13 protein-coding genes are annotated in these 13,746 nt (G+C 64.2%); 6 read left to right on the forward strand and 7 right to left on the reverse strand.

Annotated elements, in window-relative coordinates; translation table 11 throughout:
* Positions 1-92 precede the first annotated feature (92 nt).
* Positions 93-383 (forward strand): DUF1127 domain-containing protein, encoded by a 291-nt coding sequence (locus FJ978_RS24415; RefSeq protein WP_140574600.1) that lies wholly within the window; start codon positions 93-95, stop codon positions 381-383.
* A 159-nt stretch (positions 384-542) separates the two neighbouring features.
* On the opposite strand, the gene FJ978_RS24420 is transcribed toward FJ978_RS24415, so the two are convergent.
* From FJ978_RS24420 to FJ978_RS24435, 4 genes are all read right to left on the reverse strand, one after another.
* Positions 543-1,577, reverse strand: coding sequence for a DUF937 domain-containing protein (locus tag FJ978_RS24420; protein ID WP_140574602.1), 1,035 nt, complete (start codon positions 1,575-1,577; stop codon positions 543-545).
* Positions 1,578-1,667: 90 nt separating this feature from the next.
* Positions 1,668-3,041, reverse strand: a complete 1,374-nt coding sequence (locus FJ978_RS24425; protein ID WP_140574604.1) for a glutamate--cysteine ligase — start codon at positions 3,039-3,041, stop codon at positions 1,668-1,670.
* 376 nt (positions 3,042-3,417) lie between these two features.
* Positions 3,418-4,152: a 16S rRNA (uracil(1498)-N(3))-methyltransferase gene (locus tag FJ978_RS24430; RefSeq protein WP_140574606.1), complete on the reverse strand. Its 735-nt coding sequence runs from the start codon at positions 4,150-4,152 to the stop codon at positions 3,418-3,420.
* A gap of 31 nt (positions 4,153-4,183) precedes the next feature.
* A complete protein-coding gene (locus tag FJ978_RS24435; protein ID WP_140574608.1) occupies positions 4,184-4,846 on the reverse strand; it encodes a hypothetical protein in 663 nt (220 codons plus the stop codon).
* An 88-nt stretch (positions 4,847-4,934) separates the two neighbouring features.
* On the opposite strand from FJ978_RS24435, the gene FJ978_RS24440 reads away from it, so the two are divergent.
* Positions 4,935-5,633: a type 1 glutamine amidotransferase gene (locus tag FJ978_RS24440; RefSeq protein ID WP_140574610.1), complete on the forward strand. Its 699-nt coding sequence runs from the start codon at positions 4,935-4,937 to the stop codon at positions 5,631-5,633.
* A 295-nt stretch (positions 5,634-5,928) separates the two neighbouring features.
* On the forward strand, positions 5,929-6,060 hold the full coding sequence (locus tag FJ978_RS33415; RefSeq protein ID WP_013893872.1) for a hypothetical protein: 132 nt from the start codon (positions 5,929-5,931) through the stop codon (positions 6,058-6,060).
* Between the two features lie 160 nt (positions 6,061-6,220).
* On the opposite strand, the gene FJ978_RS24455 is transcribed toward FJ978_RS33415, so the two are convergent.
* From FJ978_RS24455 to FJ978_RS24465, 3 genes are read right to left on the reverse strand one after another with little or no spacing between them, the layout of a single operon-like run.
* The gene (locus FJ978_RS24455) at positions 6,221-6,988 is read right to left on the reverse strand and encodes a metallophosphoesterase family protein (protein WP_140574614.1); all 768 of its coding nucleotides are present in this window, start codon (positions 6,986-6,988) and stop codon (positions 6,221-6,223) included.
* Positions 6,989-7,025: 37 nt separating this feature from the next.
* The gene (locus tag FJ978_RS24460; RefSeq protein WP_140574616.1) at positions 7,026-8,162 is read right to left on the reverse strand and encodes an alpha-hydroxy acid oxidase; all 1,137 of its coding nucleotides are present in this window, start codon (positions 8,160-8,162) and stop codon (positions 7,026-7,028) included.
* A gap of 25 nt (positions 8,163-8,187) precedes the next feature.
* Positions 8,188-8,991 carry an FCD domain-containing protein gene (locus tag FJ978_RS24465; RefSeq protein WP_023767447.1) on the reverse strand — a complete coding sequence of 268 codons (804 nt, stop codon included), beginning with the start codon at positions 8,989-8,991 and terminating at the stop codon, positions 8,188-8,190.
* Between the two features lie 223 nt (positions 8,992-9,214).
* Between FJ978_RS24465 and FJ978_RS24470 the strand changes: the two genes are divergently transcribed.
* From FJ978_RS24470 to FJ978_RS24485, 3 genes are all read left to right on the forward strand, one after another.
* Positions 9,215-10,537: a DUF3422 family protein gene (locus FJ978_RS24470; RefSeq protein WP_013893876.1), complete on the forward strand. Its 1,323-nt coding sequence runs from the start codon at positions 9,215-9,217 to the stop codon at positions 10,535-10,537.
* A 278-nt stretch (positions 10,538-10,815) separates the two neighbouring features.
* Positions 10,816-12,312, forward strand: a complete 1,497-nt coding sequence (locus FJ978_RS24475; protein WP_140574618.1) for an FAD-linked oxidase C-terminal domain-containing protein — start codon at positions 10,816-10,818, stop codon at positions 12,310-12,312.
* 220 nt (positions 12,313-12,532) lie between these two features.
* On the forward strand, positions 12,533-13,744 hold the full coding sequence (locus FJ978_RS24485; protein ID WP_140574622.1) for an FAD-binding protein: 1,212 nt from the start codon (positions 12,533-12,535) through the stop codon (positions 13,742-13,744).
* The last annotated feature ends 2 nt before the right edge of the window (positions 13,745-13,746 follow it).

Consider the following 13,746-nt stretch of genomic DNA (forward strand, 5'->3'; position numbering starts at 1 on the left):
CCACATGAAGGCATGTGAATCGAAGCCGAAACGGCCGCTGTCGCCAGCGCCGATCGCTCGGCTTTGTTCGCTCGACTCCGAAGGAAACTGCTATGACCACGATCGATTTCGCCACCGAGACCTCGCGCATCACCTCGCGTCCGGCTGTTGCGGCGCGCGTGGCAAACACCGTCTCAAACGCCTATCGCGCCTGGAAAAATCGCCGCGCCTTCTACCGCCTCGGCGAGATGTCGGACGCCGAGCTCGCCGACATCGGCCTGACGCGCGCCGACCTGCATGTCGCCATCGACGTGCCGTTTGGCCGCGACCCGACGGCGATGTTGCGGGAAATTGCCAGCGATCGTGTGGAAACGATCGAGGACATCGCCCGCAAGGTGGCTTGATCATTGAGCGGTGAACCTATTCACGGTTCAGCGCGACAAAGGTTCTGCAGGCTCCCCACTCCCTGCCGGTCCCCGCCGGCCTGCCTGCACGTTGCCCGGTCCTCCCAGGACCGGGCTTTTCTTTTGTGGCTTGCCGGGAAATGGCTGTTGGCTTGACTCCTACCGCCGGTCCATGTCCCGCTTGAATTGATCGAAGATCGTTTCCACGCCCTTCTGGTACTCGTCACGCTGCTGGGCGCCGGTCTCGAACATTTTGCCGAACAAATCGTCGAACGGGTTCCTCGCCCTACCGCTCGGATTGGTCTCTGGCTGCGGCGCCTGTCGTTGCTGCGGCCGTTGCGACGCCTGAGGTTGTGGCGCCGGCTGTCCGCCGGGCAAGCCGCCGCCACCACCTCCTTGCCGTAGCATCTCCTCGAAGATCTTCCCGAGCGGATTGTCGCCATAGGGACTCTGGGTCTGCTGCTGCGGCTGGGGCCGGCCTTGCGGCTGCGGCGTGCCACCGCCGAACATGTCCTGCAGCACCTTGCCGAGCGGGTTGTCGCCATAGGGATTGGGTGCCGGTTGCGGCTGGCTTTGCGGTTGCGGCGTACCGCCGCCGAACATGTCCTGCAAGACCTTGCCAAGCGGGTTGTCCATGGGGTTTTGAGGTGGCGGCGCCTGGCGCGGCTGTGGAGCCGGAGCCTGCATGCCCCCGCCTTGCCGCATCATCTGCTCGATGATCTCGCCGAGCGGATTGTTGCCGCCACCGCCGAAACCGCCGGCGGCCTGCATCTGATTGGTCGTCTGCTTGAACAGCCCGCCCATCACCATCGAGGCGATCGCGGGCAGCATCTGCTGCAGGATCTGCTGGCTGACACCGCTGGCTTGCGCCGCCTGGCTGGCGACCGCGCGCGACAGGTCCTTGGAGCCGAACAGATGCCCCAGAATGCCGTTGCCCTCATCGACGCCCTGCGGCGAGAAAGCCCGGGTCGCGTCCTCGAAATATTTGGCGTGCTGTCCGCTTGCCATCGCCGTCATGAAGGCGCCGAGCCCATAAGGGTCGGCGGTGTTGCGTTGCAGCCCCTGCGAAAAGGCCGGCAGCAGTGCTGCGACCGCCGCCTGTGTCTGTTGCATCGAAAGCCCATATTGTTGGGCAAGCGCCTGCATGCCATTGCCGTTCTGGGCCTGGGTCAGCATGTCGAACAAGGTAGGCATCGGCTTCTCCTCCGGGAAATCCTGGGCGGAGAGCCTAATTCGTTTCAACGCCCGATTGAAGCAGCTTTTGTCGCTCGTTATGGCTCGCGGTTAATAGGCATATTCCATGAACACCGGCTCGATCGAACCGCCCCAGCGCGTGTGATAGGCGGAAAGCATCTCCTCGGCGCTGGTGGTGCCGCGCGCAACCACTTCGTCCAGTGTGTTGAGGAACGAGGTCTCGTCGTAGCCGTCGCGGTTCTTCTTGCCGCGGTTCTTCAGCCCCGTGCGCGAAATGGCCAGCACGTCGCGCGCGATCTCCCGCAGCGTGGTGTTGCGGAAAGGCGCGGAAATGCCGAGCTCAGGCACCGCATTGCGCATGGCCAGTGTTTCTTCATATGTCCAGCTCGAGGTCAATGCCTCCGCCGCGTCGAGCGCGGCCTCGTCGTAGAGCAGTCCGACCCAGAAGGCCGGCAGCGCGCAGATACGCCGCCACGGCCCGCCATCGGCGCCGCGCATCTCGAGGAACCGCTTCAGGCGCACGTCCGGGAATAGCGTCGACAGATGGTTGGCCCAGTCACCCATCGTCGGCAGCCCGTCGGGCACTTCATTGCGCGCCGCACCGGCCATGAACTGGCGGAAGGTGATATGGGTCATGTCATGATAGCGGCCGTCGCGAATGACGAAATACATCGGCACGTCGAGCGCCCATTCGACATAGTCGGCGAACCCGAACTCGGGCGAGAAGCAGAATTCCAGCAGGCCCGAGCGCTGGTTGTCGGTATCGCGCCAGATGTCGCCGCGCCAACTCTGCAGGCCGTTCGGCCGGCTCTCCGTGAAGGGCGAATTGGCGAACAGCGCCGTCGACAGCGGCTGCAGCTTCAGCGACACCTGCATCTTGCGGCGCATGTCGGCCTCGCTCTCGAAGTCGAGGTTAACCTGGATCGTGCAGGTGCGGTACATCATGTCGAGGCCCTTGGTGCCGACCTTGGGCATGTAGCGCGTCATGATCTCATAGCGCGACTTGGGCATTTTCGGCGTCTCGACCAGCGACCATTTCGGGCTGCCGCCAAGGCCAAGGAAGCGGATTCCCATCGGCTCGGCGATCTCGCGCACCTGGGCCAGATGCGCATTGCCCTCGCGGCAGGTCTGATGGATGGTTTCCAGCGGCGCGCCGGAGAGTTCGAACTGGCCGCCAGGCTCGAGCGAAATCGCACCTTGGCCGGTCGGCTCGACCAGGCCGATGATGCGGCCGTCATCCATGATCGGATCCCAGCCGAGCTTTGACTGCATGCCTTCGAGGATGGCGCGGATGCCGCGCTCGCCGCCATAGGGCACCGGCGCATTGCCATCGACGTAGAAGGGGAATTTCTCGTGCTCGGTGCCGATGCGCCACTTGTCGCGCGGCTTGTTGCCTTCGGCCAGGTGCTCGACGAGTTCGTCGATGTCTTCGATCGGCCGGAAATCGGTTGTGTCGCGCGCCATGATTTAGCCCTCAGCACATGACCCCGAAAATCGACTTTCGATTTTCGGAAAGGATCATGTGCCCCAATCGAATGCTACAGCGTCCTTTGCGCGTCCGAAAGGACGCGCGGCGCTGTAGAGCGGCCGGACGACCGCCGGCGCTAGATGGACGAAATGTCAGTAGCCGATCAAGCGAAAAATCCTGAGCCACAGGTCAAGAGGAATTGAACTGCGGCTTCTTTCCTTCTCCCCCTGTGGGAGAAGGTGGATCGGCGCACAGCGCCGAGACGGTTGAGGGGTGGGTGACGGAGTAATGTCCGCGCCAAGCTGGAGCACCCCTCATCCGACCGAGCTTCGCTCGGCCACCTTCTCCCGCAAGGGGAGAAGGGAAGATCCTTTACCAGTCTCCGACACTTGCCTGGATCACCGCAAGCGCGGCCACGGCTGCCGTGTCGGCGCGCAGGATGCGCGGCCCGAGCGGAATGGCGCTCACGAAGGGCAGGGCGCGCAGCATCTTGCGCTCCTCATCGGAAAAGCCGCCCTCCGGCCCGACCAGCAGCCCGAGCTTCTTTTCCTTTATCGCCTGCAAGGCCGGCAGCGGATTGTTGGTCGAGGCGTCCTCGTCACAGAAGATCAGCCGCCGTTCCTTGTCCCAGCCGGTCAGCAGGCGCTCGAATTTTTCCGCCTCGCGAATCTCCGGCACCGCCAGGATGCCGCATTGCTCGGCGGCTTCGACGACATTGGCGCGCAGTCGGTCGATGGAGGGCTTTGCCACTTGCGTATGCTGGGTGATGACGGGCTGCAGGATGCCGGCGCCCATCTCGACCGCCTTCTGCACGAGATAGTCGAGCCGCCCCTGTTTCAGGGGCGCGAAACAATAGATCAGGTCGGGCAGCGGCGGCTGCGGCCGCTGCAGCGCCAGCACCTTCAGCCGCACCGCCCTTTTTGTCTTCGCGGCGATGGCCGCCGACCACTCGCCGTCGCGGCCATTGAAGACAAGGATCTCGGCCCCTTCGCCGAGCCGCAGCACGTGCATGAGATAATGGCTTTGCTGCTGGCCGGCATCGAACTCGGCATCCCCTGCGAGATCGTCGGGCACGAACAGCCGTTGCATCTTGTAGTTGGCGCGCATGGCCGAGGAATGGGCGAGCCGGCCGCTGGCGTCAAGCCTCGGCCGACGGATGCCACACCGGCCGAAAGCGATGACGCAGGACCGCAAGCGTCGTCTCCGGGGTCAGCAGGACAAGCGCCTTGCCTTCGAACTGGTCAAGGTCGATGGGCGGGCCATATCCGGCAAAGGACCACGGCAACGCCTTGCCGTTGCGTAAGGCATATGCGCAGCCGTTGGCCGCGATCACCGCACCGTCGGGCAGGGAGGCAAGCTCGGCCGTTGCGACATCCGGCCTTTTGCCGCCCGAGGCCAGCCGCTCCTTGTGCAGTCGCTTGTCGACCTGCGGCGCCCGCGGCTCGGCAATACCGAAGGCTTCACCGAAATGGCCGACGAAATCCTTGGCCCGTTCGCGCTGGCAGAAGAAGCAGGGACGATGCCCCGCCGCCAGTGCCGTCACCTCGTCGAGGAAGAACAATTCCGTCCAGCCGGCCTTGCCGCCCAGATGGTCGTCGCTCTTGCGGTTGCGGCCCATCGGCTGGCGACGCACATTGCGGAATTGGCAGACGCAGATGATCCAGGCTTGAAGCGCCCAGCGTTTCCTGAGCAGCGTCCTGGTCTCGGGGTCGTGGATGATACCGCGATTGCCCGTGAACAGCCCGCGCTCGGGCACGGCGTGGATGGCGCCGAATGGATCGACCCGGTTCTGCAGTGGCATAGTTCTCTCCTGGGATACGCATCTTGGCTGCAACGCTGGCGGCATGATATCGCTCGTCGCATCTTTTTCATGTCAGCAGGGTTTTGCGATGCGGGTGCTGGTGGTCCAGAACTACGACAATACCGGCCTCGGCCAGGTCGGAGCCGCACTTGCGGAAGCGGGTGCCGATCTCGATGTGCGCCTGCCCTACAAGGGCGACCCCCTGCCGGAAGATGCGGCCGGGCACGACGCCATGGTGGTGCTCGGCGGCGGCCAGAATGCGCTGGCCGACGATGAATATCCCTATTTTCCGGCGCTGCTCGAACTGACCCGCGATTTCGCCGGCAAGGACCGCGCCGTGCTCGGCATCTGCCTTGGCAGCCAGCTGGTCGCACGCGCCTTCGGTGGCGAGAACCGCATCGGCGGCGCCAACGAATTCGGCTGGCGCGGCGTGTCGCTGACGCCGGATGCCAAGGCCGATCCGGTGCTGGGCGCACTGCCGGAAAAGTTCCCGATCTTCCAGTGGCACGACGACACGTTCGAGCTGCCGCGAAACGCCGTACGGCTCGCCGGCAACGATGTTGCCCAAAATCAGGCGTTTCGCGTCGGCCGCGCCGTCTATGGCTTCCAGTTCCACTTCGAGGCCAACCGGCCGATGGTCAAGGACTGGAGTTCCTCCTTCGCGCCGATCATTGCCGCGCGCCATCCAGACTGGGCCGGCGAGCTCGATGGCGAAATGGCGCGTAACGGCCCCGACGCCGACGCCGCCGGCCTCGCCATTGCCCGCGCCTGGGTGGCGACTATCTGAGCCTCCGCCCTTTGGGGCGCTCTGCTGCGTGACATAATTGGCACGCAGCCGTGAATCCTTCCGGGAAAACCCCTTTCTTCCTTGGCTTGTGTCCGCCCGCCATCCTAGAAGGCGCGCGCCTTGCATCGGCTGTGCAACCGCGATGAACCTTTTGTGTGACCCGTGCGACACACCGCCGATACAGAACATGCCTAGAAGCGCGAAATCGTCGAAATTTTGAAGCGATTTTTCCGTTTCAACGCATTGGTAACCGCCTCGTGCACAGATGCAGAAAGCTCAACAAGAGATGACTTCCGTGAAAGCAGCGCTTCTGTCCTTTGCCATGCTCTCCGCCATCGTGCTTTGCGGTCTGGGTATCTATGCCGCCGACGCGGCAAACAACCACAATGCGGTCGACGGCTACGGCGTCACCGCTTCCTTGCGCTAGAGCATTTCACCGTTTTACGGAACGGCGAACCGCTCTATCTCTTTGTTTTTACGCAATTCCCAAGGGAAAGCGCTACGCGCTTTTCCCGGGAAAACCGTGTCACACTTTTCCTGGAATTGCTCTAAAGCCGCAACGTCTTCGCGTCCTCGGACGCGGGCGCTCAAGCTTCCTTTATCGTGATTTCTAGGATGCGTTTGTCCGCGCCGTCCACGACGAGCGCGGTCAGCATGCCTGATTGCCAGGCAAGCGTGTCGACATTGACGCGGTTGGCCATCACTTCCGCTTCCGGCACCGGCGTGTGGCCGTGCACCACGATCTTCGGGAAGAGGCCGGTGTAATCGTGGAAAACGTCGCGGATCCAGATCAGGTCCTGCGGGTTCTGCTTCTCCAGGGGGATGCCCGGCCTGATGCCGGCATGGCAGAAGAAGAAGTCGTCGAACGTTGCCGAGAACGGCAGCGACCGCAGGAAATCGACATGGCCGGGTGGCATTGCCTCCAGCAGCGCCGCGTGTCTTCGTCTCAGCGTTTCCGTCTTGCCGAACCAGCTGGCATCGGCGGCGAGTGACACACCATAGGACAGCGCCGTCTGCACGCCGCCATAGCGCATGAAAAGCCCTTCCGGGTCAGGGGTTCCCAGAAAATCGAGAAAGCCGATATCGTGGTTGCCGGCGAGCATCAGATTTCGCGGATCGCGTTCGCGCGCCTCGATCAGAAAATCGATGACGCCCTTGGAGTCCGGCCCGCGGTCGACATAATCGCCGAGGTGGATCACCCGCCAGTCGCGAACCGGTTCCCACTGCAGCTCGCTCTCGATCCGCCGGTGCATGGCGGCCAGCAGGTCGAGTCGGCCATGCACATCGCCGATCGCGTAGAGCCGCATGCCGTCAGGCCCATGCGCGTCGAGAAAATGGATCCCGGGTTCCGCCAACTCTCGCTGTTCTCCGTGGTCAGGTCGTCACCCGATGCTAGCGCCGGAGCTGGTCCTTGCCCATGTCGGTGACCAGACGCTTTCCGCACAGCGCCAGCGTGATGTCCATCTCCTTGCGGATGATTTCCAAGGCTTTGGTAACCCCTTCCTTGCCGAGCGCGCCCAGCCCGTAAAGAAATGGCCGGCCGATATAGGTGCCCTTGGCGCCGAGGCAGAGCGCTTTCAACACGTCCTGGCCGGAGCGGATGCCGCCATCCATATGCACCTCTATTCTGTCACCGACCGCGTCCGCAATCTCCTCCAGCGCCATGATCGAGGACGACGCGCCGTCGAGCTGGCGTCCGCCATGGTTGGAAACGATGATCGCGTCGGCGCCGGTCTTGGCCGCCATCAGCGCGTCTTCCTTGTCGAGAATGCCTTTCAGGATCAGCTTGCCACCCCAGCGTTCCTTGATCCAGGCGACATCCTTCCACGACAGCTGCGGATCGAACTGCTCCGTCGTCCATGACGACAGCGAGGCCACGTCGCCGACGCCCTTGGCGTGGCCGACGATGTTGCGGAAAGTGCGGCGCTTGGTGCCGGCCATGCCCAGGCACCAGCGCGGCCGGATGGCCATGTCGATGATGTTTGTAAGCGTCATGCGGGGCGGCGCGGTCAACCCGTTGCGGACATCCTTGTGGCGCTGACCGAGGATCTGCAGGTCGAGCGTCAGCACCAGCGCCGAGCACTTCGCCGCCTTCGCCCGGTCGATCAAATTGACCACAAAATCCTTGTCGCGCAGGACATAGAGCTGGAACCAGAAAGGCTTTTTCGTCACCGAGGCGACATCCTCGATCGAACAGATGCTCATCGTCGAGAGCGTGAACGGCACGCCGAATTCCTCGGCCGCCTGCGCCGCCAGCATCTCGCCATCGGCATGCTGCATGCCGGTCAGGCCGGTCGGCGCCAAGGCCACCGGCATCGTCACCTTCTGGCCGATCATGGTCGATTCCAGCGAGCGGTTGCTCATGTCGACCAGCACGCGCTGGCGGAACTTGATCTTCTGGAAGTCTTCTTCGTTTGCCCGATAGGTGCTCTCGGTCCAGGCGCCCGAATCGGCATAGTCGAAGAACATCTTGGGCACGCGCCGGCGCGCGAGATCCTTGAGGTCCGCGATGGTGAGAATGTCGCTCATGATAGTCCCCGCTTGATCGAATTGATTAGGTGCGTCCGCGTGCCGGTTCGGTGTCGCCGGCTTCCGAGCGCTGCCGCAGCCGCAGCCGCGACACGCGTTGCCAGTCGCCGCTGCGCTCCGCCTCGGCCATCGACCGCTCGACATAGGTGATGTGATCCATCGCCGCCTGGCGGGCGCCGGCCGGGTCGCCGGCCTTCACCGCGGCGTGAATTGCCCGGTGTTGTGCTAGCAGGGCCTCGCGTGCGCCAGGTACGGTGAAGACCAGCAGCCGGTTCTGGAACACGCCTTCCGACAGCAGCCGATAGCAGGAGCGCAACGTGTGCAGCAGCAGGATGTTGTGCGCGCATTCGCAGATCGCTTGATGGAATTCGACGTCGATTTCGGCCTCGTCGTCGAAATCGCCGGTGCGATCCGCCTGGTCCATGCGTGCCATGATGCGGTCGAGCAGCGCGAGATCCTCCGGCGTGGCGCGCCGCGCGGCATATTCGGCGGCTATGCCTTCGATCTCGCGGCGGTATTCCAGATAGTCGGTGACCGCCTTGCGATGCATCGAAATCAGGTCCGCCACCGGTTTGGTGAACAGCTGGCCGATGATGTCTGCGACATGCGTGCCGCCGCCGGCCTTGGTCGTCAAAAGCCCGCGCCCTTCGAGCGCCTTCAGGGCATCGCGCAGGATCGGCCGCGATACGTCGAACTGGCGTGCCAGTTCGCGCTCGCCCGGCAGCCGGTCGCCGGTGCGCAGCACGCCTTCGAGGATGAGGCTCTCGATCTGCTGCACCACCTCGTCGGCGGTGCGCGAATGCTCGATCCTGGAAAAAATGTCGCTCAACAGAATGCCTGGAAGGTGAAAACGGTGTCGCGCAGGATAAAGCCTGCGTCGCCAACTGGTCAAATTATTTATCCAATTGGTCGAGGCGGGTCGGTTTTGCCGCGCGGCGTCATATCGTCTTCGGCTAAAATTTGCTGTTTGCGTCACCAGCCTATTGGTCCTAGAGGGACGCAATTGCCAAAAGGTCAAAGAAAGACGGTTCAGAGAAACCGGGGAACTAGCCGTGTCAGACGACCCGTCCAATCTCGAGTTCCAGCCGCGCGCCCAAGGCAGCGTCATGGGCTTTCCGGCGCATGAAGGCCGGCCCGGCGCGCTGGGTGAGGTGCATGCCCGGCCGCATCCGCTGATCCAAAAGCCGCGCGTCCTGATCCAGCTTGCCTTCATGACCGAGGGCGGCTCCAGTGTCGATCATGCCGTCCTTTCCGAACTGTCGCGGCGGCTCGGCATCGCCGCGCCGGATCGCCAGGCCCGCCATCATGCCATGAAGTCGGGCAAGGGCTCGCTGCGTTGGGAGCGGCACACGGAATTCTCGACCTATCTGTGGGAGGGGCCGCTTTCCGAAAACGGCAGAACGCAGGAGGACTCGCCCTTCGGCAATGGCTTTTCGCCGCCGGGAACCGTCATCTCGGGCATCCGCCTGGAAATTCGCAAGTGGACGCAGGCGAGCGAGCGGCTGATCGCCGCTTTCGACCCGACCAGCCTGTGCTACTCGCTGGTCGAACGCGGCAATGCGGCCATAGTCACCGATTTCCGCCAGGACGGCGACGGCATGACGCGCATGCTGGTGCTCGATCGTGGCCTGACTCCGGCGCGCACCGGAGCGTTGTCGCAGCGGCTGATCGACATCGAGACCTACCGCACGCTCGCCATGCTCGGCCTGCCGCTGGCGCTGACCCTGTCCGGCCGCGCCCGCCGCATCGAGGACAGGCTTGCCCAGACCACGCTGGAAATGAAGGTCGCCGAGACCCGCGACAGCCAGACGCTGCTCGCCGACCTGACCGAATTGGCCGCGGAACTGGAGGCGGACGCGGCATCGAGCCTCTACCGCTTCGGCGCCAGCCGCGCCTATGACGGCATCGTCGTCGAGCGGCTGGAGGCGCTCGAGGAAGAAGCCGTGCCCGGCTACGACACCTGGGGCGGGTTCCTGCAGCGGCGCGTGGCACCGGCCATGCGCACCTGCCGGTCGGTCGAGGAGCGGCAAGCCAATCTGTCGCGCAAGCTGACCCGCGCCACGACGCTGCTGCGCACCTGGGTCGATGTCGAGGTCGAAAAGCAGAACCGCGACCTGCTCGCCTCGATGAACAACCGCGCCCGCCTGCAACTGCGCCTGCAGCAGACCGTCGAAGGCCTCTCGGTCGCCGCCGTCTCCTACTATGTGGTCGGCCTCATCGGCTATGTCGCCAAGGGCGCCTCGATTTTCGGCCATGCCTTCGCGCCCGAAATCGTCACCGCCGCATCGGTGCCTATCGCCATCCTGCTGGTCTGGTGGGGCGTGCGCCGCGTGCGCCAGATGCATTCCGAGCCCGGCAAGCACCCGGGCGAATAGCGGCAGCCCTTACCCTCCCCCTTGTGGGGAGGTTGGCTCATGATCGCAGCGAAGCGAAGATCGTGAGACGGGGTGGGGGGCATCATAAAGCGCCGCGCCGACCCCACCCGCTCACTTCGTTCGCGACCCTCCCCACAAGGGGAGGGTGAGACAGCGGCAGATTGCCGCTGCGGAAGGTTCGCTCGTCCCTGGACTTGGATCTTCGCTGCCGAGATATTTGCAACCATCGCGCTTCACTGGTAAAAGATTTTGACCAGTCAAGCGAAATGAGGCTGCTGATGTCCGGCTTGGCCATGCCGAAACCAGACGACGCCACGATCCGCCGGCGCGACGAGATCGTCGCCGACATGCGCATCATCGTGCCGGGCGAAGGCGTTGTCGATGCGGCCAATGCCATGCGGGCGTTCGAGAGCGACGGCCTGACCGCCTATCGCCAACTGCCGCTGGTAGTGGTGCTGCCCGAAACGGTGGCGCAGGTTTCCCGGGTGCTGAAATACTGCAACGATCGCAACATCCGCGTCGTGCCGCGCGGCTCCGGCACCTCGCTGTCGGGCGGCGCGCTGCCGCTCGAGGACGCGGTGCTGCTGGTTATGAGCCGCTTCAATCGCATCCTTGCGATCGACTACCCCAATCGCATCGTCGTCGCCCAGCCGGGCGTCACCAATCTTGGCATCACCACCGCCGTCGAGCAGGAGGGCTTCTACTATGCCCCCGATCCATCCTCCCAGATCGCCTGCTCGATCGGCGGCAACGTCGCGGAGAATTCCGGCGGCGTGCATTGCCTGAAATACGGCCTCACCGCCAACAATGTGCTCGGCATCGAGATGGTGCTGATGAGCGGCGAAGTGGTCCGGCTCGGCGGCAATCATCTCGACTCGGAAGGCTACGACCTGCTAGGCGTCATGACCGGTTCGGAAGGCTTGCTCGGCGTCGTCACCGAGGTCACCGTGCGCATCCTGAAGAAGCCGGAGACGGCGCGCGCGCTGCTGATCGGCTTCCCGACCAGCGAGCAGGGCGGCCAGTGCGTCGCCGACATCATCGGCGCCGGCATCATTCCGGGCGGCATGGAGATGATGGACCGGCCGGCGATCCACGCAGCCGAGGATTTCGTCCATGCCGGCTATCCCCTCGATGTCGAGGCACTGCTGATCGTCGAGCTCGACGGGCCGGGCGTCGAGGTCGATCATCTCATCACCGCGGTCGAGGCAATCGCCATCCGCAACGGTTCGACCACCTGCCGCATCTCGCAGTCCGAGCAGGAGCGGCTGAGCTTCTGGGCTGGCCGCAAGGCGGCATTTCCGGCGGTGGGCCGCATTTCGCCCGACTATTACTGCATGGATGGCACCATCCCTCGCAAGGAATTGCCACGCGTGCTGGCCGGCATGCGCGAACTGTCGGAAAAATACGGGCTCGGCGTCGCCAACGTCTTTCACGCTGGCGATGGCAATCTGCACCCGCTGATCCTCTACGATGCCAACGTGCCGGGCGAACTCGACAAGGCCGAAAGCTTCGGCGCCGACATATTGCGGCTCTGCGTCAAGGTCGGCGGCGTGCTGACCGGCGAACACGGTGTGGGGGTCGAGAAGCGAGACCTGATGCCTGAGATGTTCAACCAGGTCGCCCTGGACCAGCAGATGCGCGTCAAATGCGCCTTCGATCCCAACCACCTGCTCAATCCGGGAAAAGTGTTCCCGCAGCTTCGCCGCTGCGCTGAGCTTGGACGCATGCATATTTCGGGCGGCAAGCTGCCGTTTCCGGACATTCCGAGGTTTTGAAGGGCATGTCGGTGCGTGAACACCCCCCTCTGTCCTGCCGGACATCTCCCCCGCAAGGGGGGAGATCGGATGTCGCGTGGGGTTTCGCTAATCTCCAGCGCTGCCAGCGAGGTGAGTGGCTGAAGCTGCCAATCTCCCCCCTTGCGGGGGAGATGTCCGGCAGGACAGAGGGGGGTGCGAAGGAACGCGGCGTTTCCGCATTCGAGGACGCGTTCTCTTCATGACCACCTTCACCCCGACCACCTCATCCGAAGTCCTCTCCACCGTAGCCTGGGCGGTGGCGGAAGAGGCGCCGCTCGAAATCCTCGGCCACGGCTCCAAGCGCGGCATCGGCCGTCCGCTGCAGACGGAACACACGCTCGACCTCTCGGAACTCACCGGCGTCACGCTCTACGAGCCCGCCGAGCTGGTGCTGTCGGCAAAGGCCGGCACGGCGCTGGTCGACATCGAGAAGCTGCTGGCGGAAAACGGCCAGCAGCTCGCTTTCGAACCGATGGATTACGGCCCGCTGCTCGGTGGCGAGCCGGGCAGGGGCACCATAGGTGGTGTGCTCGGCGCGAACCTGGCCGGTCCGCGCCGGCTGAAGGCCGGTGCCGCGCGCGACCATATCCTTGGCATCAATGTGGTGTCCGGGCGGGGCGAGGAATTCAAGTCGGGCGGCCGCGTGGTCAAGAATGTCACCGGTTACGATCTGTCGAAGCTGATGGCCAACAGCTGGGGCACATTGGCCGTGTTCACCGATGTCACCTTCAAGGTGCTGCCCGCGGCCGAGACCGAGGTCACGCTCGCGCTGCGTGGCTTGCTCGACGAGGCGGCAGCAAGCGCCATGGCCCTGGCGCTCGGCTCCAGCGCGGAAGTGTCGAGCGCTGCCCATTTGCCCGAGCGCATTGCCGCGCGTGTCGCCGGCGGCGCTCTCGGCAGCGATGCCGCCACGCTGCTGCGGGTCGAGGGTTTTGGTCCGTCCGTCGCCTATCGTATCGCCGCGCTGAAGACGCTGCTCGGCAAGGCCGGACCGCTGGAGGAAATTTCCGGGGACGTTTCGCGGCAGATCTGGCGCGATGTGCGCGACTGCAGGCCGTTCGCCGACGGCAGCGAGAAACCGGTCTGGCGCGTCTCGATGACGCCTTCCCAAGGGCATCAAATGGTCCTGACCTTGCGCATGCAGGCCGCCGTCAGCGCCTTCTATGACTGGCAGGGCGGGTTGGTGTGGCTGCGTATGGAAGAGGGCGATCCGGAGGCCGCCCTGCTGCGTGGTTTGTTGCGCAAACATGGCGGCGGCCATGCGACTATGGTGCGCGCGGCACCTGCCCATCGTGCCGCGCTGCCGGTGTTCGAGCCGCAGTCGCCGGCGCTTGCCGCACTGAGCAGGCGGCTGAAGCAGGAATTCGATCCGAAGAACATCCTCAATCCCGGCCGCATGGCCCAGGACTAACG

Source organism: Mesorhizobium sp. B1-1-7 (assembly GCF_006442705.1).
In the GTDB taxonomy this organism is placed as follows: domain Bacteria; phylum Pseudomonadota; class Alphaproteobacteria; order Rhizobiales; family Rhizobiaceae; genus Mesorhizobium; species Mesorhizobium opportunistum.

Bases quoted from the DNA above. Each gene is read 5' to 3' on its own strand.
- FJ978_RS24420 (WP_140574602.1), bottom strand. From the start codon at position 1,577: ATGCCTACCTTGTTCGACATGCTGACCCAGGCCCAGAACGGCAATGGC.
- FJ978_RS24460 (WP_140574616.1), bottom strand. From the start codon at position 8,162: ATGAGCGACATTCTCACCATCGCGGACCTCAAGGATCTCGCGCGCCGG.
- FJ978_RS24430 (WP_140574606.1), bottom strand. From the start codon at position 4,152: ATGCGCGCCAACTACAAGATGCAACGGCTGTTCGTGCCCGACGATCTC.
- FJ978_RS24485 (WP_140574622.1), top strand. From the start codon at position 12,533: ATGACCACCTTCACCCCGACCACCTCATCCGAAGTCCTCTCCACCGTA.
- FJ978_RS24425 (WP_140574604.1), bottom strand. From the start codon at position 3,041: ATGGCGCGCGACACAACCGATTTCCGGCCGATCGAAGACATCGACGAA.
- FJ978_RS24440 (WP_140574610.1), top strand. From the start codon at position 4,935: ATGCGGGTGCTGGTGGTCCAGAACTACGACAATACCGGCCTCGGCCAG.
- FJ978_RS24475 (WP_140574618.1), top strand. From the start codon at position 10,816: ATGTCCGGCTTGGCCATGCCGAAACCAGACGACGCCACGATCCGCCGG.
- FJ978_RS24415 (WP_140574600.1), top strand. From the start codon at position 93: ATGACCACGATCGATTTCGCCACCGAGACCTCGCGCATCACCTCGCGT.
- FJ978_RS24435 (WP_140574608.1), bottom strand. From the start codon at position 4,846: ATGCCACTGCAGAACCGGGTCGATCCATTCGGCGCCATCCACGCCGTG.